The organism is Pseudoalteromonas sp. UCD-33C, from assembly GCF_001306895.1.
Classification (GTDB): Bacteria; Pseudomonadota; Gammaproteobacteria; order Enterobacterales; family Alteromonadaceae; genus Pseudoalteromonas.
This window is the reverse complement of the sequence record NZ_LJTB01000001.1, coordinates 542,028-565,741: the sequence shown is the minus strand read 5'-3', so window position 1 is coordinate 565,741 and position 23,714 is coordinate 542,028. Positions and strand designations below refer to the sequence as shown.

At 43.0% G+C, this 23,714-nt stretch carries 25 protein-coding genes; 18 read left to right on the top strand and 7 right to left on the bottom strand.

All coding sequences use genetic code 11. The features are described 5' to 3' along the window. Positions 1–9: 9 nt before the first annotated feature. The 4 genes from AOG26_RS02470 to AOG26_RS02455 form a co-directional block, all read right to left on the bottom strand. Positions 10–585, bottom strand: a complete 576-nt coding sequence (locus tag AOG26_RS02470) for an AAA family ATPase (protein ID WP_054561061.1) — start codon at positions 583–585, stop codon at positions 10–12. A gap of 89 nt (positions 586–674) precedes the next feature. Next, positions 675–932, bottom strand: coding sequence for a hypothetical protein (locus AOG26_RS02465; protein ID WP_054561060.1), 258 nt, complete (start codon positions 930–932; stop codon positions 675–677). After that, on the bottom strand, positions 932–1,378 hold the full coding sequence (locus tag AOG26_RS02460; RefSeq protein WP_054561059.1) for a hypothetical protein: 447 nt from the start codon (positions 1,376–1,378) through the stop codon (positions 932–934). The genes AOG26_RS02465 and AOG26_RS02460 overlap by 1 nt, the downstream gene beginning before the upstream one ends. A gap of 5 nt (positions 1,379–1,383) precedes the next feature. Then, complete coding sequence (locus AOG26_RS02455) at positions 1,384–1,725, bottom strand: hypothetical protein (RefSeq protein ID WP_054561058.1); 342 nt, start codon at positions 1,723–1,725, stop codon at positions 1,384–1,386. A gap of 460 nt (positions 1,726–2,185) precedes the next feature. Between AOG26_RS02455 and mraZ the strand changes: the two genes are divergently transcribed. From mraZ to lpxC, 16 genes are all read left to right on the top strand, one after another. Beyond that, on the top strand, positions 2,186–2,644 hold the full coding sequence (mraZ, locus tag AOG26_RS02450; protein ID WP_054552739.1) for a division/cell wall cluster transcriptional repressor MraZ: 459 nt from the start codon (positions 2,186–2,188) through the stop codon (positions 2,642–2,644). A gap of 30 nt (positions 2,645–2,674) precedes the next feature. Next, entirely contained in the window at positions 2,675–3,610 is a 936-nt protein-coding gene (gene rsmH / locus AOG26_RS02445; protein ID WP_054561057.1) for a 16S rRNA (cytosine(1402)-N(4))-methyltransferase RsmH, read from the top strand. Beyond that, a complete protein-coding gene (gene ftsL / locus AOG26_RS02440; protein WP_054561056.1) occupies positions 3,610–3,936 on the top strand; it encodes a cell division protein FtsL in 327 nt (108 codons plus the stop codon). Before rsmH ends, ftsL begins: the two co-directional genes overlap by 1 nt. Continuing rightward, positions 3,933–5,750, top strand: coding sequence for a penicillin-binding transpeptidase domain-containing protein (locus AOG26_RS02435; RefSeq protein WP_054561055.1), 1,818 nt, complete (start codon positions 3,933–3,935; stop codon positions 5,748–5,750). The genes ftsL and AOG26_RS02435 overlap by 4 nt, the downstream gene beginning before the upstream one ends. After that, entirely contained in the window at positions 5,743–7,221 is a 1,479-nt protein-coding gene (gene murE / locus AOG26_RS02430) for a UDP-N-acetylmuramoyl-L-alanyl-D-glutamate--2,6-diaminopimelate ligase (protein WP_054561054.1), read from the top strand. The genes AOG26_RS02435 and murE overlap by 8 nt, the downstream gene beginning before the upstream one ends. Next, the gene (locus AOG26_RS02425) at positions 7,218–8,606 is read left to right on the top strand and encodes a UDP-N-acetylmuramoyl-tripeptide--D-alanyl-D-alanine ligase (protein WP_054561053.1); all 1,389 of its coding nucleotides are present in this window, start codon (positions 7,218–7,220) and stop codon (positions 8,604–8,606) included. The genes murE and AOG26_RS02425 overlap by 4 nt, the downstream gene beginning before the upstream one ends. Then, positions 8,600–9,682 (top strand): phospho-N-acetylmuramoyl-pentapeptide-transferase, encoded by a 1,083-nt coding sequence (gene mraY / locus AOG26_RS02420; RefSeq protein WP_054561052.1) that lies wholly within the window; start codon positions 8,600–8,602, stop codon positions 9,680–9,682. The genes AOG26_RS02425 and mraY overlap by 7 nt, the downstream gene beginning before the upstream one ends. Beyond that, complete coding sequence (murD, locus tag AOG26_RS02415) at positions 9,683–11,008, top strand: UDP-N-acetylmuramoyl-L-alanine--D-glutamate ligase (RefSeq protein ID WP_054561051.1); 1,326 nt, start codon at positions 9,683–9,685, stop codon at positions 11,006–11,008. It begins immediately after the preceding gene. Further along, positions 11,005–12,180 carry a cell division protein FtsW gene (gene ftsW, locus AOG26_RS02410; protein ID WP_054561050.1) on the top strand — a complete coding sequence of 392 codons (1,176 nt, stop codon included), beginning with the start codon at positions 11,005–11,007 and terminating at the stop codon, positions 12,178–12,180. Before murD ends, ftsW begins: the two co-directional genes overlap by 4 nt. Then, a complete protein-coding gene (gene murG, locus AOG26_RS02405; protein ID WP_054561049.1) occupies positions 12,177–13,250 on the top strand; it encodes an undecaprenyldiphospho-muramoylpentapeptide beta-N-acetylglucosaminyltransferase in 1,074 nt (357 codons plus the stop codon). Before ftsW ends, murG begins: the two co-directional genes overlap by 4 nt. Positions 13,251–13,267: 17 nt before the next feature. Further along, positions 13,268–14,704 (top strand): UDP-N-acetylmuramate--L-alanine ligase, encoded by a 1,437-nt coding sequence (gene murC / locus AOG26_RS02400; RefSeq protein WP_275669095.1) that lies wholly within the window; start codon positions 13,268–13,270, stop codon positions 14,702–14,704. Next, a complete protein-coding gene (locus AOG26_RS02395) occupies positions 14,701–15,621 on the top strand; it encodes a D-alanine--D-alanine ligase (RefSeq protein ID WP_054561047.1) in 921 nt (306 codons plus the stop codon). Before murC ends, AOG26_RS02395 begins: the two co-directional genes overlap by 4 nt. Position 15,622: 1 nt before the next feature. Then, positions 15,623–16,402, top strand: a complete 780-nt coding sequence (locus AOG26_RS02390) for a cell division protein FtsQ/DivIB (protein WP_054561046.1) — start codon at positions 15,623–15,625, stop codon at positions 16,400–16,402. Beyond that, complete coding sequence (gene ftsA, locus AOG26_RS02385) at positions 16,399–17,631, top strand: cell division protein FtsA (RefSeq protein ID WP_054552726.1); 1,233 nt, start codon at positions 16,399–16,401, stop codon at positions 17,629–17,631. Before AOG26_RS02390 ends, ftsA begins: the two co-directional genes overlap by 4 nt. 21 nt (positions 17,632–17,652) lie before the next feature. After that, positions 17,653–18,900, top strand: a complete 1,248-nt coding sequence (gene ftsZ / locus AOG26_RS02380) for a cell division protein FtsZ (RefSeq protein WP_054561045.1) — start codon at positions 17,653–17,655, stop codon at positions 18,898–18,900. Between the two features lie 104 nt (positions 18,901–19,004). Then, the gene (lpxC, locus tag AOG26_RS02375; protein WP_036971181.1) at positions 19,005–19,916 is read left to right on the top strand and encodes a UDP-3-O-acyl-N-acetylglucosamine deacetylase; all 912 of its coding nucleotides are present in this window, start codon (positions 19,005–19,007) and stop codon (positions 19,914–19,916) included. A 71-nt stretch (positions 19,917–19,987) separates the two neighbouring features. On the opposite strand, the gene yjjG is transcribed toward lpxC, so the two are convergent. From yjjG to AOG26_RS02360, 3 genes are read right to left on the bottom strand one after another with little or no spacing between them, the layout of a single operon-like run. After that, entirely contained in the window at positions 19,988–20,662 is a 675-nt protein-coding gene (gene yjjG / locus AOG26_RS02370) for a pyrimidine 5'-nucleotidase (protein WP_054561044.1), read from the bottom strand. Positions 20,663–20,673: 11 nt separating this feature from the next. Then, positions 20,674–21,213: an inosine/xanthosine triphosphatase gene (yjjX, locus tag AOG26_RS02365; RefSeq protein WP_054561043.1), complete on the bottom strand. Its 540-nt coding sequence runs from the start codon at positions 21,211–21,213 to the stop codon at positions 20,674–20,676. A gap of 49 nt (positions 21,214–21,262) precedes the next feature. Continuing rightward, positions 21,263–22,162, bottom strand: a complete 900-nt coding sequence (locus AOG26_RS02360) for a phosphoribulokinase (RefSeq protein WP_054561042.1) — start codon at positions 22,160–22,162, stop codon at positions 21,263–21,265. Between the two features lie 230 nt (positions 22,163–22,392). Here AOG26_RS02360 and AOG26_RS02355 point away from each other — a divergent pair, with 230 nt between their 5' ends. Both AOG26_RS02355 and AOG26_RS02350 read left to right on the top strand, forming a co-directional pair. Beyond that, positions 22,393–23,262, top strand: coding sequence for a hypothetical protein (locus tag AOG26_RS02355; protein WP_054561041.1), 870 nt, complete (start codon positions 22,393–22,395; stop codon positions 23,260–23,262). Positions 23,263–23,326: 64 nt separating this feature from the next. Further along, a complete protein-coding gene (locus AOG26_RS02350) occupies positions 23,327–23,692 on the top strand; it encodes a hypothetical protein (protein WP_054561040.1) in 366 nt (121 codons plus the stop codon). Positions 23,693–23,714 lie beyond the last annotated feature (22 nt).

Below are 23,714 nucleotides of genomic sequence, written 5' to 3'. Positions count from 1 at the left end.
ATTAAGCTGTTAGTTATAACTATCCATGACCTTGCGGATAGTGTCGATGCCAAACATCACCTTTTGAATAAATGACTCTGAACTTTTCACTAAATTAAAGTTAGGGTGCTGTGACCAAACAGCTTGCAGTTTGTCATCAAGCATTATGGCTTGCTGATCAGATTCGTTTCTAACAGGGTTATTAGAATGAATACTTTGCCCAGACTTAGCAGCTGTTTCAAAAAAGATCACTGCATCATACTGGTTAAGTTCGATTTCTAGGCTGGTGTTTAAACACTGAAAAAACTCATCTTGCTCACCGGGCCAATAGGCAAGCCCATCTAAACTACCACGATCGCAAAGCATTAAACGATCTGGGTGCATGGTTCGCTGAATATGTTCAAGGTGTTTTTGTAAGCTGAAGATAGCTTGTTGGTGAGCTTTAATGAGGTGAGTTGCATCACCACGTTCTACACCACCGCTGAATAGCATGGTCGCAGACTCCGGTACAACAACAATTTGATTAGAAAATTCACGTCTTAATAGATCGATGGCTGTTGTTTTACCACCGCCAGGGCCGCCTGTTAATACAATCCTTTTTTTCACCTTACATTCTCACAAATTGCTCGTTTGTGTTTAAGGTAATGAAAATAGGTGGCAAAGAGAAGTAAAAAGCAAACATTACATGATAAAGATCACAACAAACGCAGTAACCAGCTGAAGCGGCTGACTTGTTTCAATTTACCATCTTTGTGGTCTGAGTTATTAAGTGCTTCGTAGCCCATTCCCGCAGTGAAGGCACTGGCAATACCTACTTTACTTACTGCAAAGCGTTTTAAACGGTATTTGAATGCTTGATGGTGTTGACGTTTAAGCTCATCTTGTAGATCCATTTGTTGGCTTAGTTCAGTCACTCTGTGCTGTGGTTTATTAATAAAATAATCAATTAACATCATTCATCCTTATTAATATTAAATAATTGGCGAACGCTTTTTAGCGTGTGATCAAAGCCTATCTTACTACTTACATAACCAATATTTTTCCAAAGCCATGCAAGGCATAGCAGTTGTAATGCAATCAGTGAAATAGCGGCTAACCACAATGATTGGCTAAAGCTAAATATTGCGATACCTACAGTAGCAAGTAGACCAGCCCAAAGTAGCACCAAGCCGCCTGCAAAACAGACGAGTAGGATAATAGTTAAGGCGAGTGAGCGTGTTGATAAGCGCCACTCAGCAGCTGCAAGCTTTTTACAAGTTCCAGTTTGTTCACGGTAGTCAATGTATAGCTGTTTGCCGTAATCAGATAATTTAGCAAGATGATCTTGCCACTGATCAGCGTTTAACGGCTGTTCAGTGGCATCTTGCGTTTTCTCATCTGTAGATTGAGAAGACTGCATAACAATTACTTACGACGAATAAGAGCAGTTACTAACATGCCTGCAGCAAAGGCAATACCTGCTGTTGCAAGTGGGTTTTCTGATGCAAGCTTACGAGTTTTACCACTGTACTCATTAATTTTAGCGCGTGCTACAGCTTGCTTTTCAGATAGCGTTTGAGCAGAGCTCGATGCGCCTTGGCGAACACTATGTTCAGCACTTGCTGCACGAGTTGAAAGTGCATCAACAGCGTGATGTGCTGCTTCAGTTGCTTTTTCTGTGAATGGCGCCTCTACTTGAGCCGCGTTCGAGTTTGCACTGCTATTAGTTTCTGTGCTTGAGTTCGATTTAGAAGTTGCGGTAGTCATAATCATTCCTTAAAAATTGCCATTTAATTGGTAGCTAACCTATCGCAACCTTCATACCAAACAGTAAAAACTAACTTTTTCAATGCGTTATAATTTTTAATCAGCTATCGGAGGGAGAACATTCGTAACTCTTGCAGGGTGATTAAGTAAAAATTACAACATTCGATAATTTTGTAATTATTCATTGGTTATTCATTAACCATTTTTCCCTAATACATCGCCAAGAAAATTGAAAAAATATTTTTTTTCGATGTTTTCCACTTTTTCCCACGTAATTCATAGGCTTTGCTTGAGGCCTTATTTTTTCTGGCTTCACAAGGCGCTTATGATGATCTGCTTACTTGACAAAATGGCTTGTCAAGCCCTAAACTGGAGCACTGTGGTAAAAAGTGGTTTTTAGTGGATCAAACTGGATCGGAAATAATCATTAACGATTAACAACCTATTTTTAAGGCAAGTTATGTTTCGGGGTGCGAGCTCTCTGAGTTTGGATGATAAAGGACGCTTTGCGGTACCAACTAAGTACCGAGATGCGATCTTGTCTGAAGATCAGGGAACGGTTATCTGCACTGTGGCCTTAAATGAACCTTGTTTGTGGTTATACCCGCTAGCAGAATGGCTCGAAATTGAAGAACGATTATTAAAGATTTCGAACATGAATCCACGTGCTCGCCGTATGCAACGTATGCTGCTCGGTAACGCTACAGAGTATCAACTAGATAAAAATGGCCGAATTTTGCTGGCGCCGTCGTTACGCGCACATGCAGAACTTGGAAAAAAAATCATGTTGGTTGGCTTGATGAACAAGTTTGAAATTTGGGATGAAGATCGTTGGCATGAACAAATGCGCCAAGATACTGAAATTGAACGCCTAGGCGATTTTGAGGCGAATCCTGAGTTCGATAACTTCTCACTCTAACCACAATAATAAAAAGGCAAAAACTAGCTAATGACAGCGCAATTTGAACATGTCTCTGTACTGATGGACGAAACCATAGATGCTTTGGATATTAAACCCGAAGGCATTTACATGGATGGCACATTTGGTCGCGGTGGGCACTCTGGACAAATTCTTGCGCGTTTAAGTGAGCAAGGTCGTTTACAAGCAATTGACCAAGATCCACAAGCTATTAAAGCCGCCGAAAAGTTTGCTGATGATGCACGTTTTTCGATTGCCCACACTCGTTTTTCAAACCTTAAAACAGTTGCCGAAGATAACGATTTAATCGGTAAAGTAGACGGTATTTTGTTAGATATCGGTGTTTCTTCGCCACAGCTTGATGATGCTGAACGCGGTTTTAGCTTTATGAAAGATGGCCCGCTTGATATGCGCATGGACCCAACCAGTGGTCGCAGTGCTGCACAATGGCTAGCTGAAGCTGAACTTGAAGATATTACCCATGTGATTAAAACCTACGGCGAAGAAAAGTTTGGTCGCCGTATCGCTCATAAAATAATTGAAACACGTGAGCACACTGCTATCACAAGCACAAAGCAGCTTGCTGACTTAGTCGATGAAGCGGTGCCAGTGAAAGATAAACACAAACACCCAGCTACACGTACATTCCAAGCGATCCGTATTTATATCAACAGTGAACTTGAAGAAATTCAAACTGCACTGCAAGCCGCTGTTGACGTTTTAAAACCAGGTGGGCGTCTAGTCGTTATTTCGTTCCACTCGTTAGAAGATCGCATTGTTAAGCAGTTTATAAAAAAACAGAGTAAGGGAGAGGCGATACCCAGAGGTCTGCCTTTGACGGACGCACAAATAAACAAAAATCTGACGTTAAAGGCAGTGGGTAAAGCCATTAAGCCGAGTAAGGCGGAAATAGAAGTTAACCCGCGTTCACGTAGTTCTGTGCTAAGGGTTGCTCAGAGGTTGTAATGAAAGCTAAAGCGACACATCGCCAACCCAATTTATTTGTAGAGATTTTTAAAGGCCTAGGAGCTAATAAGCTGACCTTGGCCTTGTTGGTTGTGATCCTTGCTTCGAGCTTGAGTGTGGTTCAAGTGACGCATCTAGCGCGTCAACAATTGATTGAACAAGATAAATTACTGCAAGAGCGCGATGAACTTGATCTTGAGTGGCGTTACTTGCTTGTAGAAGAAGAATTTTATTCGCAGCATGCGCGTATTGAAGAAGTCGCAACCATGCAATTAGAAATGAAACGGCCAACTAGCCAAGACGAACAGGTGGTGGTACTGCAATGAGAAGCAGAGGGAAAAAGCCAACGAATACCTTGATAACATGGCGCTTTTTGCTCGTGTGCTCAGTGGTGTTGCTAGTCTTTATGACGCTGGTTGCGCGTGCCGCTTTTTTACAGGTCATTGAGCCAGATAAAGCGCGTTCAGAAAGTGATAAACGTACTGTGCGAGTTGAAAAACAACATGTGCAGCGAGGCATGATCTTCGATCGTAATGGTAAAGAGTTGGCAGTCAGCGTGCCTGTGGTAAGTGTGTATGCCGATCCTAAAGCACTACATAAATCACTGATCAGTAAGGTACTGCGTCAAGCACGTAAAAATGGTGAAGATCAACAAGCGCTTGCTGAAAACACTGTTGAGTTAGATAAACGTATTGCCGCTTATTACAATAATGATATTCGCTGGCGTGAACTTGCGGATGTATTACGTATTGACCCAAGTAAAGTTAACTCTCGCCTTCGTGATAATCCAAAGCGTCGTTTTGTCTACTTAAAACGTCAGGTTACCCCTGCTGTAGCTAACTATATTGGTGATCTTCGTTTACCAGGTATCCACTTACTTGATGAGTCAAAACGTTATTACCCTGCCGGTGAAGTGACAGCTCATGTTATTGGTTTTACTAACATTGATGGTCATGGTATTGAGGGGATCGAAAAGCTTTATGAAAAAGCGTTAACCGGTGTTGAAGGTCAGCGTACTATTCGTAAAGATGCGCAAGGCCGTGAAGTAGAAGTTCTTGATGAGCGCGAGCGTGTAGAGCCAGAGAGTATTCATTTAAGTATCGACCAACGTATTCAAGCAATTGCTTATAAAGCAGTGAAATCAGCGGTGTTATCGTACAAAGCGACCTCAGGTTCAGCCATGGTTGTGGATGTTAAAACCGGTGAAGTGTTGGCTATGGTAAATAGCCCATCGTTTAACCCAAATAACTTATCAGATGCTGCGCCGCATAAGCGTCGTAACCGTGCTATCACCGATTTATTTGAGCCAGGCTCAACTGTTAAGCCGCTAGCCATTTTAGCTGGTTTAGACTACGGCGTAATTCAACCGGATTCAATAGTTGATACTTACCCTGGCTGGATGCGAGTAGGTGGAAGCCTTGTGCAAGATACTCGTAATCATGGTGAGATGACTTTAAGAGAGATCTTAAAATATTCAAGCAATATGGGTGTGACTAAGGTCAGCCAAGAGTTACCAAAAGATTACTTTGTTGGTCTTTATCAAAAAGTCGGTTTTGGCAGCGACAGTGGTACGGGCATGGTTGGTGAAAGCAGTGGCTTATTTTATCCAAATCGCCGCTGGTCTGATCATGAAATTGCCGCACTATCATTTGGTTACAACTTAGCAGTAAGTACCGCACAAATGGCGCGTTTTTATGCCATGTTAGGTTCAGGCGGCGTTATGCGCCCATTGACTGTACTTAAACAAGAGTCGGTACCAGAAGGTGAACGCGTTTTTCAACAAAAAGATGTTGAAGCTGTTGTTCACATGATGGAAAGCGTGTTTGAGAAAGGTGGAACTGCACAAAAAGTTCACGTTGATGGTTATCGTGCTGCAGGTAAAACAGGTACCTCTAAAAAAGCCGCTGTTGGTGGTTACGGTGACGAATACGTTGGTTATTTTGCTGGTATCGCACCTGCAAGCAACCCGCGTTTAGCGGTAGTAGTATTGATTAATGAGCCGGGTGGAGATGTTTATTACGGCGGTGCGACGGCAGGTCCTGCATTTGCAGAGATTGTCTCCAATGCCTTAAGAATTCTAAACGTTGCACCGGACAAAGATGCGGTTGCGTACGTAGAAGGCAAAGATAACGATGCGTGATTTAAAACCGATTCTTAATCATATTGATGTTGAGGCCAATAGTTTAGTGGTCAATCAACTACGTCTTGATAGCCGAGATGTAAAAGCTGGCGATGTGTTTGTTGCCATAAAAGGCCATCAACTCGATGGCGGACAGTTTATTGAAAAAGCCATTGAAAATGGTGCGGTGGCAGTTATTGCTGACCGTTTATGTGAGTTCGAAAGTGAGTTTGAACCACTTTATTTAGTTACCGATTTAGCGAAAAAGCTGCCTGCACTTGCAGCTGCTTTTTACCAGCAACCATCAAAGCAGTTGGATTTAGTGGGTGTGACAGGCACCAATGGCAAGTCAACGACCACAGCGATGATCGCGCATTTAGCACAGCACTGTCATAAACGTGCGGCTGTGATTGGTACGCTCGGTTATGGGCACCCTGATAACCTGACTGAGCTTGCAAACACCACACCATCGAGCGTTGATTTACAGCGTATTTTATCTGAACTTGTAACAGAACAGCATGATGTTGTGGCTATGGAAGTCTCATCTCATGGCTTAGTTCAGCAACGTGTTGATCAGTGTAAATTTAAAGCCGCTGTGTTTACTAACCTTTCGCGTGACCACTTAGATTATCATGGCACGATGGATGCCTACGGTGATGCGAAGTTGATGTTAATGCGTGACCATATGCCTGAGCTTGTGGTGCTTAATCAAGATGATGCGCAAGTTGAAGCATGGTTAGAAAAATACGACTTCAATAACCTAATTTGTTACGGCCATAAAAACCTAACGCCTAAAAATGCGCGTTTTGTTTATTTCAGCGATGTAACATACGATAATGCCGGTATATCGGCGAAGTTCGATACCAGTTGGGGGCAGGCTGAAGTTAATTGCACCCTGTTTGGCGAGTTCAACTTATATAATTTAGCCGCTGCAATGGCTACTTTATTAGGTATGGGTTACCCACTTGATTTACTTGTTGAAGGGTGTAAATCATTGCAGCCTGTTGCTGGGCGCATGCAGGCATTTAGTGCGCCAGGTCAACCGACTTGTGTTGTTGACTATGCCCATACTCCTGATGCGTTAGCACTAGCATTACAAGCATTGCAAAAGCATGTTCCAGGTGGCGTCAGCTGTGTGTTTGGCTGTGGTGGTGACCGTGATAAAGGCAAACGCCCGATGATGGCAAAAGCTGCTGAAGCTAATGCAGACCGTATTATTGTCACTAGTGATAACCCAAGAAGTGAAGACCCTGACGCAATTATTGCTGATGTGATTGCGGGGCTTGAGCGGCCTGAACGCGCACATTGTGAAGCAGACCGCGCGCAGGCTATTAGTTATGCCATTGCGCAAGCAGGTGCTGATGATGTCATTCTAATTGCGGGCAAAGGCCACGAAGACTATCAAATTATTGGCGACCAACGAATCGACTTCTGCGATCGTCAGTATGTACAACAACAATTAAAAGAAAAATCGCAAGGGGCGCAGTTATGATCCCTATGGATTTTGATTGGCTAGCTAAAGTTCTAGCAACCGATTACCAAGGTGGTAATCAAACGGTAAAAAATATCAATACTGATACTCGTACTTTGTGCGATGATGAAGTGTTTTTAGCGCTACAAGGGCCTAATTTTGATGGTCATAAATTTGTTGCGCAAGCAAAAGAAAAAGGCGCGATAGCTGCCATCGTAGCGCGTCCTGTTAATGTCGATATTGTGCAGTTTGTGGTCAGTGATACACGAATTGCGCTTGGCCAAATTGGCGCAGCTGTGATGGCACAGGTTGCACCAAAAACAATTGCTATCACAGGTAGCGTGGGTAAAACGACCGTTAAAGAAATGTGTGCGGCGATTTTATCTGGCCATGGTGAAGTACTGGCAACAAAAGGCAACTTTAATAATGACATTGGTGTACCACTCACGTTATTACGCCTTGAACCACAACACCAATATGCGGTTATTGAATTAGGTGCAAATCACATTGGTGAAATTGCATACACAGTAGCAATGACGAAACCTGATGTTGCTGTGGTATGTAATGTTGCAGCTTCTCACTTAGAAGGCTTTGGCTCACTACAAGGTGTAGCAACGGCCAAAGGCGAAATCTATGACGGCTTAAAGCCTGATGGTGTTGCCGTAGTTAATTGCGACAGTGACTATGCCGATTTTTGGCTTGATAAATTAACTGATCGCAACGTAAAACTTTTTTCTACTAGCCAACAATTAGATTATTGGGCAGAAGATGTGGTGCTTGATGAGCAAGCCCGTGCTTCTTTTGTGCTTTGTAATAAAGATAAAAAAGTACCTGTCACTCTGGCACTACCGGGCAAACATAATATTGCAAATGCATTAATAGCCACCGCGTTAACCACTGAGCTGGGTGTAAGCCTCGAAAGTGTTGCATCAGCGCTGGCAACCATGGGTGAAGTTAAAGGTCGTGTAAACGTCCTTAAAGTGTCAGACACATTGACGGTTATTGATGATACCTACAACGCGAATGTGCAATCGGTTAAAGCGGCAATTGATTTATTAAGTGATATGCCGGGGCGTCGTATTTTTGCGTTAGGTGATATGGGCGAGCTTGGTGAAGAAGCGCGTTTTTATCATCAACAAGTCGGTGAATATGCACAGCAAAAAGGCATTGATGAACTTTATAGCCTAGGTGTACTAAGTAAATCAGCCAGTGATGTATTTGAAAAGCCAAACCGCCACTTCTCAAGCCGTGAACAATTATTACAACAATTACAAAGTGAACTTGCTCAATCGACGCAAAAAACCACAGTTGTTGTAAAAGGTTCGCGCAGTTCTCGTATGGAGCTTGTGGTCACAGATTTAGTAAATAGCCAGCAAAATGGCAACAATGGAGTATCGTCATGTTAGTTTGGCTGGCCGAGTATTTAACACAGTATTACAGTGGTTTTAATGTTTTTTCTTACCTAACGCTGCGCGCAATTTTAGGTATTTTAACAGCACTGCTTATCTCACTTTATTTTGGCCCTAAGCTAATTCGTGCATTACAAAAAATGCAGATTGGTCAGGTGGTTCGTCACGATGGTCCAGAGTCACACCTATCTAAAAAAGGCACGCCAACTATGGGCGGTATTTTGATTTTAGGGGCGATTTTTACCAGCACATTACTGTGGGCTGACCTTTCAAATAAATATGTTTGGGCAACCTTATTTGTCGTGGGCTCGTTAGGTGTGGTTGGCTTTGTTGATGACTACCGTAAAGTGATCCGCAAAGACCCTAAAGGCTTAATTGCTAAGTGGAAATACTTTTGGCAATCAGTGATTGCGTTAGTGGTTGCCAGTGCGCTTTATTTTACCTCGCAGCAAGGCAGCGAAACCTCATTAGTTGTGCCGTTTTTCAAAGACGTGTTACCACAGCTAGGGTTGTTTTATATCGTGATGACTTACTTTGTAATTGTCGGTACGTCGAACGCGGTAAACCTAACAGATGGCCTTGATGGTTTAGCGATTGTACCAACCATTTTAGTGGCGGCAGCACTTGCCATTATTGCTTATTTAACAGGTAACGTTAATTTCTCAAGCTATCTACATATTCCGCATTTGCCACTCGCCAGTGAGCTTGTGGTTGTGTGTACAGCAATTGTGGGAGCTGGACTTGGTTTCTTATGGTTTAACACCTACCCAGCACAGGTATTTATGGGTGATGTAGGCTCATTAGCACTCGGTGGTGCTTTGGGTATTATTGCGGTGCTGGTTCGCCAAGAACTAGTACTTATCATCATGGGTGGTGTGTTCGTAATGGAAGCATTGTCGGTGATTTTACAAGTGGGCTCTTACAAATTACGTGGCCAACGTATTTTTAGAATGGCGCCTATTCACCACCATTATGAATTAAAGGGTTGGCCTGAGCCGCGCGTAATTGTGCGCTTTTGGATTATTTCAATCGTGCTAGTACTTGCTGGCCTTGCGACATTAAAGATCAGGTAAATGACAGTTATTAACGAGATTAAAAACAAACAAATTTCAGTGCTCGGACTCGGTGTAACCGGTCTGGGCATTGTGCGTTTTTTATTATCTCAGAATATTAAGCCAATTGTTGTTGATAGCCGCACAGCGCCGCCGGGTGCTGATTGGCTAAATGAGCATGCCAGTGAGTTAACGACTCACTTTGGTGATTTAGAACAGGCAGACTTAGCCAGCAATGACATTATTATCATCAGCCCAGGTCTAAGCCTCGCGACACCTGCAGTAGCAAAAGCGATTGATGCTGGTGTTGAAGTGATTGGTGACGTTGAGCTTTTTGCTCGTTTAACTGATAAACCAATTGTTGCGGTGACAGGTTCAAATGGTAAGTCGACTGTAGTTACATTGGCGTTTGAAGTGCTTAAAGCGGCCGGTTATAAAGTTGGCCTTGGTGGCAACATTGGTACTGCGGTACTTGATTTACTATCGCAAGACTATGATGTGTATGTACTTGAACTGTCGAGCTTTCAGCTTGATACCACACACAGCTTAAAAGCAAAAAGTGCCTGTGTATTGAATGTGAGTGAAGATCACCTCGATCGTTATCCAAGCTACCAAGCATACATTGACTCTAAGCAAAGTATTTATAACGGCTCTGAGCTCGCGGTAGTTAATGCCATTGATGTGGCAACTCATACTGCAAAGCAGCCCCAAGTGAGCTTTGCGCTCGCTAATGCAGATTTTGCCTTGGTTGAACATCAAGGTGAGCAATACTTTGCAGCACACGGTAAGCCAGTATTACCAGCAAGCTGCTTAAATGTTGTTGGCTCTCACAATCAACAAAACGCCTTAGCGGTCATGGCATTACTGAACCCGTTTGATATTGCTAAAGAGCATTACCAGCAAGCGTTTAGTGCTTTTACTGGGCTTGCACACCGTTGTCAGTTTGTTGCTGAAATTAATGAAGTAAAATACTTTAACGATTCTAAAGCGACCAATGTAGGTGCAACTATCGCTGCGATTGAAAGCTTAGCAGATCAAGCAAAGCAATTAGTTGTTATTGCCGGTGGTGATGCAAAAGGGGCTGATTTAGATGCCTTAAAGCCATACTTAAACAACAAAGTAAAAGCGCTTGTTTGTTTTGGTAAAGATGCTAAAGCGTTAGTGGCTCTAACTGAAAAAGGCCACCTAACCACCAACATGCATGAAGCGGTGCAACTAGCAAAACAGTTAAGCAGCAGTGGCGATATTGTTTTATTAGCACCTGCATGTGCCAGCATTGATATGTATAACAATTATATGCAACGTGGTGATGACTTTGCGCAGTGCGTATTGGCGGAGACAGTATGATTGCATTTGCTGACATCCGTGAAGCATTAACACCAAAACAATCGCCGCAACTTTATGATGTGCCGTTATTGTATTGCATGTTGATGTTGATTGGCGTTGGCTTTGTGATGGTAACCAGTGCCTCTATGCCAACAGCAGAGCGATTATTTGATAATCCGTATCACATTATCATTCGCCATGGCATGTTCTTAATTATGGGCTTTTTCTTGTTTTGGATTGCCACTAACGTGCCTATGGATTGGTGGAAGCGCAGTAACGCCTATTTATTGTTGCTGGGTTTAGGTTTGCTCGTTTTGGTGCTGATTGTTGGCCGTGAAGTGAACGGTGCAAAGCGTTGGATACCTATTGGCCCGGTGGGCTTTCAGGTCGCTGAAGCCGCCAAGCTGTATTTCTTTAGCTACATTGCTGGTTACTTAGTGCGTAAACGTGAAGAAGTACAAGAGAACTTAAAAGGTTTCTTTAAGCCATTAGCTGTATTTGGTGTGTATGCGTTTTTGATTTTGATGCAACCAGACTTAGGAACTGTAGTTGTACTGTTTGTGACGACAGTTGGTTTGTTGTTTTTAGCGGGTGCTAAGTTATGGCAGTTTTTTGGCCTTATCTTAACGGGTATTGCTGCAGTGGTGGTGCTAATTATCGCTGAGCCATATCGTATGGCTCGTGTCACAGGCTTTTTAGAACCGTGGGAAGATCCATTCGGTAAAGGTTATCAGTTAGTACAATCGCTAATGGCGTACAGCCAAGGTGGTTGGTTTGGTCAAGGCTTAGGCAATAGCGTACAAAAACTGCAATACCTGCCAGAGGCACATAATGACTTTATCTTTGCTGTGATTGGTGAAGAACTCGGCTTTTTTGGCGTATTTAGTATTTTGATTGTACTTGCTGTATTTGTATTCAGAGCCTTGTTAATTGGCCAAAAAGCGCTGCAATGTGGCAAAGAGTACGAAGGCTATTTTGCCTTTGCTATTGGTATCTGGTTTGCGTTTCAAACCATGGTAAATGTGGGGGCAAGTGCCGGTATTTTGCCAACCAAAGGCCTAACACTACCGTTTATTTCGTACGGTGGCTCTAGCTTATTAATTATGACCATAGCAACAGGTGTACTTTTGCGAATAGATTTTGAAACAAAGATGGCGACTAAGCAGGCAACCTCACGTGGAGGTAAGCGATGAGTAAAAAATTACTTGTTGTTGCAGGCGGTACCGGTGGCCATATTTTCCCAGGCATTGCAGTTGCTGACTTTTTAAAACAGCAAGGCTGGCAAGTTAGCTGGATTGGCACGCCTGACAGAATGGAAGCAACGGTAGTACCTAAGCACAACATTGAGATTGATTTTATCAATGTGAAAGGTGTGCGCGGAAATGGAATTAAACGCCTGATTAAGGCACCTTTTATGGTGATGAATGCGGTTTTTCAAGCACGTAAAATTTTAAAAGCTCAAAAGCCAGATGTTGTTCTTGCTATGGGGGGCTATGTGACCGGACCTACTGGCATTGCAGCAAAGAGCTTAGGAATTCCTTTGGTTATTCATGAGCAAAATGCTGTTGCAGGCATGAGTAACCGCTGGCTAGCGAAGTTTGCCAACAAAGTGTTAGCCGCTTTTCCATCAGCTTTTGCAAAAGAACAATGTGAAGTAGTCGGTAACCCAGTCAGAGAAAGTGTCGCTAATGTCACTGCTAAGCAAACAACGACACCGATTAATGTGCTGGTGGTAGGTGGTTCACTCGGAGCACAGGTACTAAATGAGACTTTACCTGCTGTATTCAGTGAACTTTCAGCGCTAACAACGCTTAATATATGGCACCAAACGGGTAAAAATAATGAACCGAATGTGACTGCCAGCTATCAACAGTTAGGATTAACTGAAAATAGTAAAGTCGCTGAATTTATTGATGATATGGATAGTGCATATCAATGGGCCGATTTGGTAATTTGCCGTGCTGGTGCATTAACGGTGAGTGAGATTGCGGCAGCAGGAAGAATGGCCTTATTTGTGCCTTTTCCGCATGCTGTCGACGACCATCAAACTGCCAATGCAAAGTATTTAGTGACTGAGCAAGCAGCGTTGATTATGCAGCAAAGTGAGTTTAACCAAGCGGCGGTTGTTGAGTTATTAGCGCCTTACGTAAATGCACCAGAAAAAATTTCAACAATGGCAAGTAAAGCAAAACAGCTTGCTATTTTAGATGCCACAGCCAATGTTGCAAAACGCTGTGAGCAACTAGCAGATAGAAGAGATTAGTAGTGAAAGAAAGCACGATGAAAGAAAACAACACTCGTCCTGCGATGCGTCGTATCGACACTATCCACTTTGTGGGTATTGGTGGCGCAGGCATGGGTGGTATTGCCGAAGTACTTGCTTTTGAAGGCTACCGCATCACAGGTTCAGACATTGCGCACAGTGCGATGACTGAGCGCTTAATTAAAGTGGGTGCAGAAGTATTTATTGGTCATGATGAAAACAATGTAAAAGATGCCAGCGTGGTGGTGGTATCAAGTGCGATTAACGAGCAAAATCCTGAGATTAAAGCAGCAAAAGCGGCGCGTATTCCTATTGTTCGCCGCGCAGAAATGTTGGCTGAATTAATGCGTTTTCGCCACGGTATTGCAGTGGCAGGCACTCATGGTAAAACAACAACCACGAGTTTAATCGCGAGCATTTATGCACAAGCAGGCCTTGATCCAACCTTTATTATTGGTGGCTTGCTAAACAGTGCTGGGAGTAATGCTAAGGTTGGTAAAAGTGACTTTTTAATTGCAGAAGCTGATGAGAGCGATGCGTCATTCTTACATTTACAGCCTATGGTATCTGTGATCACAAATATTGAAGAAGATCACATGGATACGTACGGCGGTAGCTTAGAAAAAATGAAAGACACGTATGTTGATTTCATTCATAACTTACCGTTTTATGGTTTAGCTGTGGTGTGTATTGACTCTGAGGTTGCGGCAGAGCTGATCCCTCGCTTTGGGCGTCCTGTTATTACCTATGGTGAGTCGGCAGAAGCTGATTACCGAATGGTTGATTTTAGCCAAACAGCGAATACTTGTTCATTTAATGTTGTAAATAAGCAAGGTGAAAGCCTAGCTGTTACGCTTAATATGCCGGGTAAGCACAATGCGCTTAACGCGACTGCAGCGATTGCGGTCGCTAAAGATCAAAACATCGCTAATCATGCAATTTTAGAAGCGTTAACAAAATTTGAAGGGGTGGGCCGTCGTTTTCAGCATTACGGAAGCTTTGAAAATGAGCGCGGCAATGTCATGTTAGTTGATGATTATGGCCATCACCCATCAGAAGTTGCGGCGACGATTGCGGCGGTTCGTGAAGGGTGGCCAGATAAACGTTTAGTGATGATTTATCAGCCGCACCGTTATAGTCGAACCCGTGATTTATACGAAGACTTTGTCAAAGTACTGGCTGATGTCGATCAGTTATTACTGCTAGATGTGTATTCAGCGGGTGAAGAGCCAATCGTGGGAGCCGACAGCAAGAGTTTATGTCGTAGTTTACGCCAGCGTGGTAAAGAGCCATTACATGTTGCTAGTAACTCTGAGCTTGCCGGTGTCCTAGCAAATACACTGCAAGATAATGATTTAGTTTTAACACAAGGCGCTGGTAACATAGGCCAGTTAGTGAAAAAGTTAGCAGCAACCGAGTTGTCCATTGAACAACTAAAGCAGGTAAACGTATGAGCCAGTTAAGTGACAAATTTGGCAAAGTAGCGGTACTTTTTGGCGGCACATCTGCCGAAAGAGAAGTATCTCTTAAATCAGGCCAAGCTGTATTGAATGCTTTGCAAAGTGCTGGCGTTGATGCCATTGCTTTTGATCCGAAAGATCAGCCGTTATGGCAATTAAAAGAATTAAACATTGAACGTGTATTCATTGCCCTTCATGGTCGTGGTGGTGAAGATGGTACCATTCAAGGTGCACTTGAGTTTATGGGGATTCCATATACAGGCAGTGATGTTTTAGGTTCTGCGCTTGCGATGGATAAAGTACGTTGTAAGCATTTATTTAAGGCAATGGGGCTGAGCACAGCACCTTATGCTGTTGTTGATAGCCGCCATGAGTTTGATAGCCAAGCGATTATTAATGAATTTGGTAAAGTGATGGTGAAACCGTCACATGAAGGCTCAAGTATTGGTATGGCAGAAGCAAACAGCGCAGAGCAACTTGATGCTGCGCTTAACGCTGCATTTAAGTTTGATAGCCAAGTGCTTGTTGAGCAATGGATCACTGGCCGTGAATTTACTGTTGCTGTACTAGGGCAAGATGTTCAGCCTGTCATTGAGATGACGACGCCAAATGGTTTTTATGACTATCAAGCTAAGTATCAATCGAATACAACTCAGTATCATTGCCCTGCAGATATATCTGTGCAAGAAACTGAATTGTTGCAAGATATGGCATTAAAAGCGTTTGATTTAGTGGGTGCAAGTGGTTGGGGCCGTGTTGATGCGATGCGTGATCAGCAAGGTAACTTTTACTTATTAGAAGTAAATACAGTACCAGGCATGACAGAAAAGTCTTTAGTACCAATGGCAGCAAAAGCTAATGGTGCAAGCTTTGAACAATTAGTTGTTCGCATTTTGGAGCAAACCCTTTAATATGCATCCTTTTTTAGAAAAAGCGCAACAATTAAAACAGCAGCTAAATTGGTCGTTGATTTTTGGTGTGAGCTTTTTTCTAGTAGTGATTTTTGCATTAGTAAAAATCACTACAGGCGTCTCAGATTGGTTGGTAGAGAACAAAGACGCACAAATAAAGCACTTATCAGTACTTGGGCAACCCCAATATACTGATGAGAAAGCAATTATTGGTGCAATAAAAAAGGCCGACTTATCGAGTTTTTTTGAATTAGACGTAAAACATGTGCAACGCTTAGTACAAGGCTTGCCTTGGGTGGCAACGGCATCGGTCAGAAAGCAATGGCCAGATACCTTGCAAGTATACGTTGTTGAGCATCAAGCTGTAGCGCATTGGAACAGTGACTTACTGTTAAACCAAGCTGGCGAAGTGTTCCAAGCAAGTAGTGATAAATTGCCTACAAGCTTGCCACAGCTATATGGCCCAGAAGGCAGTGAAATCGAGGCGTGGACTGCTTTTAGTCAATTTCAAGAAATGCTCAAAGTGAATAACTTAGAGCTGACCAGTTTAGCGCTTTCTGAGCGCTTTTCGTGGCAGTTATGGCTTGATAACGGCATTCGCCTGAACTTAGGCCGCAAAGAAAAAGCAAAGCGTGTACAGCGTTTTATTGACGTGTATCCGCGCATGGAACAACGTGCAGATGCACAAATCGATGTTGTTGATTTACGGTATGATACCGGTCTTGCAGTGAGCTGGAAGCCAGTGCAAGAAGAACAATTAGAAAATAAGAGTAAGGCATGACCAAGTCAGCAGAAAGAAACCTAGTGATTGGATTAGACGTTGGCACATCGAAAGTTGTGGCCACCGTTGGTGAAATCACCGCAGATAACAAACTAAGCATTGTGGGTGTTGGCAGCCAAGTATCGCATGGTATGGATAAAGGCGGCGTTAACGACCTTAACCTTGTTTCTGAATCGATTCGTCGAGCTATAGATGAAGCTGAGTTGATGGCTGATTGTCGTATTAGCTCTGTTTATTTAGGTATTTCTGGAAAACATATCCAGTGCCAAAATGAAAGCGGTGTCGTGGCAATTAATAACACGGAAGTGACTGACGAAGATATTGAAAATGTCATTCACATTGCTCGTTCAGTGCCTATTTCGGCAGAACGAAAAATGCTACATGCATTGCCACAAGAATACAGCATCGATATGCAAGAGGGGATTAAAAACCCACTTGGCATGAGCGGTGTGCGTATGGAAGCTCGCGCGCACATCATTACTTGCTCAAACGATATGGCAAAGAATATCGAGAAATGTGTTGAGCGTTGTGGCCTTGAAGTGGATCAGTTGATCTTCACTGCACTGGCATCATGTTATTCAGTACTCACAGATGACGAAAAAGAGCTCGGTGTAGCCGTGTTAGATATCGGTGGTGGCACCATGGATATCACCATTTATATTAATGGTGCGCTTCGTCATTCAGCGGTTATTCCTGTGGCGGGTAACCAAGTGACTGGTGATATTGCAAAAATATTTAGAACACCTATATCACATGCTGAGTCACTCAAAGTACAATATGCGTGTGCGAGTAGCCAAATGGCAAGCAACGAAGACACAATTGAAGTACCGAGTGTTGGTGGCCGACCTGCGCGTATTATGTCGCGCCATACTTTAGCTGAGGTTGTTGAGCCACGTTTTAGAGAATTATTCGAGTTGGCGATGGAAGAAATACGCCGCTCAGGTTTTGAAGACCAAATTGCTGCAGGTCTCGTCATTACTGGCGGAACAGCAAAAATGACAGGTGCAATGGAAGTGGCAGAAGACATTTTCCAAATGCCAGTCAGAATTGGCAAACCAATCGGGATTGTTGGTTTGACAGATTATGTAGATGATCCTTCGTACGCGACCGCGGTTGGTTTGTTACAATACGGCCGTACAATGCAATCGATGAATGCACAAAAGTCGAAAGCTGAAGGTGATAATAATTGGTGGAACCGTATTACTAAGTGGTTCCAAGGTGAGTTTTAAGACTCAAGTCGGAGAGTAAACATGTTTGATATGATGGAACAGCACAGCGAAGAAGCTGTCATTAAAGTAATTGGCGTGGGCGGTGGCGGCGGTAACGCTGTTGAGCACATGGTAAAACAACAAATTGAAGGCGTACGTTTCATTGCTGCGAATACGGATGCACAAGCATTACGTAATTCATCAGCAGATGTAACTGTACAGCTAGGTACACAAATCACCTCTGGTCTAGGTGCGGGTGCTAACCCTGAAGTGGGTCGTAACTCTGCTGAAGAAGACGCTGAGACTATCCGTGCCAGCCTTGAAGGCGCTGACATGGTGTTCATCGCAGCTGGTATGGGCGGTGGTACTGGTACAGGTGCTGCGCCAGTGGTTGCTAAAATTGCTAAAGAGTTAGGCATTTTAACGGTTGCTGTTGTAACGCGCCCGTTTGACTTTGAAGGTAAAAAGCGTGCTGCAGCTGCTGAACAAGGCATTAATGAATTGTCAGAAACTGTAGACTCACTTATTACAATTCCGAACAATAAATTGCTTAAAGTTTTAGGCAAAGGCACTACACTATTAGATGCCTTCGCAAAAGCGAATGACGTGTTATTCGGTGCGGTACAAGGTATTGCAGAGCTAATCACACGTTCTGGTCTAATCAACGTGGATTTCGCCGACGTACGTACTGTAATGTCAGCGATGGGTACTGCGATGATGGGCACAGCATCTGCGTCTGGTCCTGACCGTGCGCAAGAAGCAGCAGAAGCGGCTATCTCAAGCCCACTACTTGAAGATGTCGATTTAACAGGTGCTAAAGGTATCCTAGTTAATATCACTGCAGGTATGGATATTGCGATTGAAGAATTTGAAATTGTTGGTAACCACGTTAAAGCACTTGCGTCAGAAAACGCAACAGTTGTTGTGGGTGCGGTAATTGACCCTGAAATGAGCGACGAGTTACGTGTAACGGTTGTTGCAACAGGTTTAGGCGGCGATCGTCGTCCACAGTTTGGTATTGTTGATAATGGCTTTAAGAAAGCATCAGGTTCTGATGTACAAAGCTCAATGAACCAAACAACTAGCAGCATGTATGTACCAAGCTTTGCAAGTCAAGGTAGCAGCGATGATGTAAGCATGTCATCTGCGTCTGAAAAGCAAGAGCCAGTACAACAAAGTACAACGAGCAGCTCAGTATCTAGCAGCACTGAGAGCAGCAAAAAATCTGATAAGTCAGAAGGGGGAGATTATTTCGATATCCCTGCTTTTCTTAGAAAGCAAGCTGACTAAATAGACTTTTACTGGTTATTTTGTTCGATAAATAAACAAATTGGCAGCTGGATGTATTTATGATACAATTCGCCGTCTAACTGTAACTATAAGTGAGCGAACCTATGATTAAACAGCGTACGATTGCAGAAGTAGTCAAAGCCATAGGAATTGGACTTCATAAAGGTGAGAAGGTCACTATTACTCTCCGACCTGCGAGCGCAAATACTGGGATAGTATTTCGTCGCGTAGACCTTGATCCGGTTGTTGATTTTGAAACAACACCAGAAGCCGTTGGTGATACGCAACTGTGTACCTGTTTAACAAACAAAGATGGCGTTCGCTTATCAACGACTGAGCACCTTATTGCGGCGGTAGCGGCAATGGGTATTGATAATCTAATTGTTGAATTAGACAGCTCAGAAGTACCAATTATGGATGGTAGTGCATTACCATTCATCTATTTGTTACAAAAAGGCGGCATTAAAGAAGTAAATGCAGCTAAGCGCTTTATTCGTATTAAAGAAAAAGTACGTATTGAAGAAGGCGATAAATGGGCTGAGATCGAACCATACGATGGTTTCCACATCGATTTTGAAATTGCGTTTGATCATCCAGCAATCAATGAAAGCCGCCAACGTATCGGTTTAGATATCACGGCACAAAGCTTCACTGAAGAAATCAGCCGCGCACGTACTTTCGGCTTTATGAAAGATATCGAGTATATGCACGCTAACAACCTAGCATTAGGTGGTAGCATGGATAACGCAGTTGTATTGGATGAGTTTAAAGTACTTAATCCAAACGGATTACGTTACAGCGATGAGTTTGTTAAACACAAGATCTTAGACTGTGTGGGCGATATGTTTATGACTGGCCACAACATTCTAGGTAAAATCACGGCTTATAAATCAGGCCATGATTTAAACAATAAACTACTTCGTAAAATTATGGCGACTGAGTCAGCATGGGAATGGGCAACATTCGATACCCCAGTGACTATGCCAGCACCAGGCCTAGAAGTAGCGACAGCTTAATCGCAAGCATATTACAGTTATAAAAAATGACGCTTTAAGCGTCATTTTTTTTGCCAAACTATTATCAAGATTTATAACCCTAGAATAGCTTCAAGCTCAACCAACTGATTGATCTGATAAGTTGGTTTAATGTCCTCTGGTAACTCAACCCCAGGGTGTTGTAACCAACACGTGTCGATACCTACATTGTGACCACCTAAAATATCACTGGCAGCTGTATCGCCTACCATTAAAATCTGCTCTTTTGGCGGATTCCCCATTAATTGAAATGTATGTTGAAAAATCTCTGGGGCAGGTTTTGCTTTACCGACTAACTCTGAAATAACCAGCCAATCGAACATATCCTGTAAACCGGTGTGCTCTAGGCGTTTTTGTTGTAACTTAGCAAACCCATTGGTAATAATGCCTAGCTTGGCGTGTGGTTTTAACTTTGTAAGCAAGTCAACTGCACCAGGTAATGGCACACAAATAGAGGCCATAGCATCCAAGAAGCCATCGTTAAGTTCTTTTGCTGGCACATCGAGTCTATTAGCCCATTCTGTAAAGCGAGTTATCTGTAGCTCGCTGGCGGTAATTTCATGCTTTTGATAAGCAACCCAAAGCGGCTTATTGGTTGCTTGGTAATGATGATAATCTGACTCAGTAAATTCTACGCCGTAATGTGCAAACATCACTTTTAAACCTTCGAATGCATTAAAACTAAATAGTGTTTCATCTGCATCGAATAATACGTGGCTATACTTCATGGTTATCCTAATTACTGATTAAATAGGGTAGGGTGTGAAAATGGCGCCATGGCCAATGTCAGCGCTTGTACATAAGTACTTTCGCGCGTGGCAAGATGATTGGTTAATAAGCCAATAGCACCACCTTGTTGTTTGATATTAACGGTATTGAATGCCTCATCCATGACATCACCTAGTTCTTTACCAGCTAGCAAGGCATCGTAAAAAGGTTGCGGTAACGGTAGGTTGCTACTGCGACCAACGCTAAATTGCTGCTTGTTTGCAATCACTACAAAGGCAAAGGTTGCAGCGCCATAACTAAATTGTTCTGCGCCGCCTTCCATTGCTGCATAAAAGTCGGCGTCAAAGTGATCTTGACAATACTTAACACGATTTTCAGCGCCGATACGGGTTTCATCTTCGCCTAGCGGCTGATCAGGCACACCAGAAGGTGCATCTTCACCTTTGCATTCAATGGTATGATTTGGGAAATAAAGACTAAAGACATGTTTAGCCGCGTTAATTTTAACGGGGTTCTTTGAACCAACAATAACACGTAAAGTTTGTTTCAAGCCGACGACTCCATTGTTTTCACCAGAGTCAGCAGTGTACCCGAGTGAGTTAAATCGGCAAGTCAACCGGGGCTAAATTTTCAAGGGCGCGTTTTTTCAAAATAATATCTTTGATCAACGGCGTTAGCACAAGCTCCATTGCTAAGCCCATTTTGCCTCCAGGCACCACAAGGGTATTGATACGAGACATAAAGCTGCCTTCAATCATGCTCAAATAGTACGGAAAATCTACGTCATCTATGCCACGAAAGCGAATAACAACAAAGCTTTCGTCTAAAGAAGGAATATCTTTTGCGCTGAATGGGTTTGAGGTATCAACCGTTGGCACTCGCTGGAAGTTAATATGAGTACGCGAAAATTGCGGAGTAATATGATTTATGTAATCGTCCATCGAGCGCACAATAGAGCCCATTACCGCTTCACGAGAGTGGCCTCGTTCAGAGGTGTCGCGAATAAGCTTTTGGATCCACTCAAGGTTAATAATAGGCACCATGCCAATCAATAAATCGACATGCTTAGCAACATCATGATTCTCATCGACAGCACCACCATGTAGACCTTCATAGAATAAGATATCTGTATTTGATTCTAAGTCTTGCCAAGGGGTAAATGTTCCCGGTAATTGGTTATAAGGGACCGCTTCGTCGAAAGTATGTAAGTAGCGTCTGATTTTACCTTGCCCGGTTTCGCCATATTGATAAAAAAGCTCCTCAAGGGCGCCAAAATCGTTAGCTTCTCGGCCAAAGTAGCTAATATGCTTGCCTTCTTGCTGTGCTTCACGGACTTTTTTATCCATTTCTGGACGTGTATAACGATGAAAGCTATCGCCTTCGATGAAGGCTGCATCAATGCTTAAGCTTCTAAAAATGTGCTTAATTGCATTGGTGGTTGTGGTAGTCCCCGCCCCAGATGAACCGGTAATAGCGATGATAGGGTGTTTAGCTGACATAATTATTCTCGTTATTGTTGATACCAGTCGGCTTAAATTGTTAACCATTCTAGCGTGTTAAATGGTCAGTTACTTAGCTCGATTGGTATTATCGTGCATAAAATCAATCAGTAGAAACTGATAAAAAACGAACACGTCCTAGTTATAAAGGTCGAGCATGGTAAGGTCAAGTGACTGGCGGATTAATTAACGCTATCATGGGCTGATAAAAATTAAAACGAGAGAACAACATGAAATCGATTTCGTCTTTACTTTTCGTCGCAGCAGGGACATTTTTTACCAGTCACTTACATGCAGCGATGCCTAAAAGCGAAATATTACTTGCCGAGTTAGACACCCCATATGGTATGCAGGTGTCGCGAGTAACAGATGATAAAGCTTATAATAATCAACCATTTTTAGTTGATGCAGGGCTTTACTATACCCATGAGGTTGTTGACGAAAATGGCCAGTCACAAACCGATATTGCGTTTTATGACTTTACATCTAAGAGCAGCGTGAATATCACCAACACGCCTGTCAGTGAATACTCGCCTACGCTGATGCCAAATCAGCAAGCCTTGTCGGCAATCGTGGTCGAAGCAGATGGCAAGCAAAAGTTATGGCAGTATCCATTAGCAGAAGAATCTGTTGCTAGCCGAGTTTTTGAATGGATTGAGCCGGTTGGCTACCACGCTTGGGGCGCTGATGAAGACCTGATCATGTTTATCTTAGGTGAGCCGCATACATTGCAATACACTCGTGTTGCAGCTGCTAAACCGCGTGTCATTGCCGGTGATATTGGCCGAACTTTAATTTTTGATAAACACACAAACAGTTACTTGTTTAGTTATAACAAAAACAACCAACATTGGGTTGCACGCTTTGCGCCGCAAACTGAGGAAGTTAGTGATTTATTTAGATTACCGGAGTCGGTGCAAGACTTTGCTTTAATTGACAAAGACACTGTAGCCTATGCGGTTAATAACCGAGTTCATAAGCGCAGTTTGACAGAGCCTGAAGTGGTATCACAGTGGCTTGATTTAAGACGCTTTTGTGAAGGCTCAATCTCGCGTTTAAATTACAAGCAGAGCAAACTGGCATTTGTATGTAATAAATGAGTAACGGTTTTTGCTTGATTGCTGTACTGTGGCTAAACTATCCCGTTATATGTAAGGAACGCCTTTGTCTTTTTCTGCCGAGCAAGTGAGTGTACAGCTGGTTAAAGCGGGCTGCCGCAGTAATTTTAAGATTAAAAATATTAACGAATTTATGCCAGCTAGCTCAAAAGAGGCATTTTATGTTCATGAGCAAAGTGGCCAAGCAAAAATTGTTATTAGACCTATATTTGAAGTATTCAGTGCTGATTTCGAGTCAATAGAGGGCATTACGCGTATCAAAGACTACTTTCACAGTAGTGAAATGACCCGCTTTCCAACTCGCATTCATAAAAGTGCACAGCCCATTCATTATGGTATTGCATTTAAAGTCACCTCACCTGACGCTGCTGAGCAATTTATAACTAAGTTAACTGCTATTTTAGCGCAATAAAAAAGGGCCACATTGTGGCCCT

Coding starts and splice junctions, on each gene's coding strand:
- AOG26_RS02465 (WP_054561060.1), bottom strand. CDS start 932: ATGTTAATTGATTATTTTATTAATAAACCACAGCACAGAGTGACTGAA.
- AOG26_RS02460 (WP_054561059.1), bottom strand. CDS start 1,378: ATGCAGTCTTCTCAATCTACAGATGAGAAAACGCAAGATGCCACTGAA.
- AOG26_RS02455 (WP_054561058.1), bottom strand. CDS start 1,725: ATGACTACCGCAACTTCTAAATCGAACTCAAGCACAGAAACTAATAGC.
- mraZ (WP_054552739.1), top strand. CDS start 2,186: ATGTTTCGGGGTGCGAGCTCTCTGAGTTTGGATGATAAAGGACGCTTT.
- rsmH (WP_054561057.1), top strand. CDS start 2,675: ATGACAGCGCAATTTGAACATGTCTCTGTACTGATGGACGAAACCATA.
- ftsL (WP_054561056.1), top strand. CDS start 3,610: ATGAAAGCTAAAGCGACACATCGCCAACCCAATTTATTTGTAGAGATT.
- AOG26_RS02435 (WP_054561055.1), top strand. CDS start 3,933: ATGAGAAGCAGAGGGAAAAAGCCAACGAATACCTTGATAACATGGCGC.
- murE (WP_054561054.1), top strand. CDS start 5,743: ATGCGTGATTTAAAACCGATTCTTAATCATATTGATGTTGAGGCCAAT.
- AOG26_RS02425 (WP_054561053.1), top strand. CDS start 7,218: ATGATCCCTATGGATTTTGATTGGCTAGCTAAAGTTCTAGCAACCGAT.
- mraY (WP_054561052.1), top strand. CDS start 8,600: ATGTTAGTTTGGCTGGCCGAGTATTTAACACAGTATTACAGTGGTTTT.
- murD (WP_054561051.1), top strand. CDS start 9,683: ATGACAGTTATTAACGAGATTAAAAACAAACAAATTTCAGTGCTCGGA.
- ftsW (WP_054561050.1), top strand. CDS start 11,005: ATGATTGCATTTGCTGACATCCGTGAAGCATTAACACCAAAACAATCG.
- murG (WP_054561049.1), top strand. CDS start 12,177: ATGAGTAAAAAATTACTTGTTGTTGCAGGCGGTACCGGTGGCCATATT.
- murC (WP_275669095.1), top strand. CDS start 13,268: ATGAAAGAAAACAACACTCGTCCTGCGATGCGTCGTATCGACACTATC.
- AOG26_RS02395 (WP_054561047.1), top strand. CDS start 14,701: ATGAGCCAGTTAAGTGACAAATTTGGCAAAGTAGCGGTACTTTTTGGC.
- AOG26_RS02390 (WP_054561046.1), top strand. CDS start 15,623: ATGCATCCTTTTTTAGAAAAAGCGCAACAATTAAAACAGCAGCTAAAT.
- ftsA (WP_054552726.1), top strand. CDS start 16,399: ATGACCAAGTCAGCAGAAAGAAACCTAGTGATTGGATTAGACGTTGGC.
- ftsZ (WP_054561045.1), top strand. CDS start 17,653: ATGTTTGATATGATGGAACAGCACAGCGAAGAAGCTGTCATTAAAGTA.
- lpxC (WP_036971181.1), top strand. CDS start 19,005: ATGATTAAACAGCGTACGATTGCAGAAGTAGTCAAAGCCATAGGAATT.
- yjjG (WP_054561044.1), bottom strand. CDS start 20,662: ATGAAGTATAGCCACGTATTATTCGATGCAGATGAAACACTATTTAGT.
- AOG26_RS02360 (WP_054561042.1), bottom strand. CDS start 22,162: ATGTCAGCTAAACACCCTATCATCGCTATTACCGGTTCATCTGGGGCG.
- AOG26_RS02355 (WP_054561041.1), top strand. CDS start 22,393: ATGAAATCGATTTCGTCTTTACTTTTCGTCGCAGCAGGGACATTTTTT.